This window comes from Burkholderia sp. ABCPW 111 (assembly GCF_000773065.1).
Classification (GTDB): domain Bacteria; phylum Pseudomonadota; class Gammaproteobacteria; order Burkholderiales; family Burkholderiaceae; genus Burkholderia; species Burkholderia savannae.
In genome coordinates, this window is the sequence record NZ_JPWT01000039.1 from 1 (window position 1) to 1373 (window position 1373).

General features: G+C 61.2%; 2 protein-coding genes. Both read left to right on the top strand.

Annotated elements, in window-relative coordinates:
• On the top strand, positions 1-128 hold a 128-nt coding region (locus X946_RS30340), incomplete at its 5' end, for a COX aromatic rich motif-containing protein (protein ID WP_200886424.1).
• Between the two features lie 3 nt (positions 129-131).
• Positions 132-1373 (top strand): cbb3-type cytochrome c oxidase subunit I (locus X946_RS05855; RefSeq protein WP_038744852.1); only part of this gene is annotated, 1242 nt, incomplete at its 3' end.

Genomic DNA, 1373 nt, shown 5'->3' on the forward strand with positions numbered 1-1373 from the left:
CGAGCGAGAAGCAGCCCGTGCGCTACTACTCGACGATCGACCCGCGGCTCTTTCACAACATCATCGCGAAGTACAACAACGGCCACGTCCTCGATCTGACGGACGCCGCCTGTCGGACGAAGGGGTAACGCATGTTCGGTAAATTGACGCTTTCGGCGATCCCGTTCGATCAGCCGATCATCATGGGCGCGGCCGCGTTCATGGCGCTCGTCGTGCTCGGGATTCTGGGCACGCTGACCTGCACGAAGCGCTGGAAATGGCTGTGGTCCGAGTGGCTGACGACCGTCGACCACAAGAAGCTCGGCGTGATGTACATCATCGTCGCGCTGATCATGCTGCTGCGCGGCTTCGCCGACGCCGTGATGATGCGCCTGCAGCTCGCGCTCGCATACAACGGCCCGGGCTACCTGCCGCCGCATCATTACGATCAGATCTTCACCGCGCACGGCGTCATCATGATCTTCTTCATGGCGATGGCGTTCATGATCGGTCTGATGAACATCATCGTGCCGCTGCAGATCGGCGCGCGCGACGTCGCGTTCCCGTTCATCAATTCGCTGAGCTTCTGGATGACGGCGGTCAGCGCGATCCTGATCAACATCTCGCTTGTCGTCGGCGAATTCGCGCAAACGGGCTGGCTCGCGTATCCGCCGCTGTCGGAGCTGCAGTTCAGTCCGGGCGTCGGCGTCGATTACTACTTGTGGGCGCTGCAGATATCCGGCGTCGGCACGTTGCTCACGGGCGTGAACTTCTTCGTGACCATCCTGCGGATGCGCGCGCCCGGCATGACGCTGATGAAGATGCCCGTGTTCACGTGGACCGCGCTCTGCACGAACGTCCTCATCATGGCGTCGTTCCCGATCCTGACGGTCACGCTCGCGCTCCTCGGCCTCGACCGTTACCTCGGCATGCACTTCTTCACGAACGATGCCGGCGGCAACGCGATGCTGTATCTGAACCTGATCTGGGCGTGGGGCCATCCGGAGGTCTACATCCTGATCCTGCCGGCGTTCGGGATCTTCTCGGAAGTGGTCGCGACCTACGCGAAGAAGCCGCTTTTCGGCTACAAGACGATGGTCTATGCGTCGTGCGCGATCATGGTGCTGTCGTTCCTCGTGTGGTTGCACCACTTCTTCACGATGGGCTCGGGTGCGAACGTGAACGCGTTTTTCGGGATCATGACGATGGTGATCGCGATTCCGACCGGCGTGAAAGTGTTCAACTGGCTGTTCACGATCTATCGCGGCCGGCTCGAATTCTCGACGCCGATCCTCTGGACGATCGGCTTCATGGTGACGTTCACGCTCGGCGGGATGACGGGCGTGATGATGGCGATCCCCGGCGCGGACTTCGTGCTGCACAACAGCCTGTTC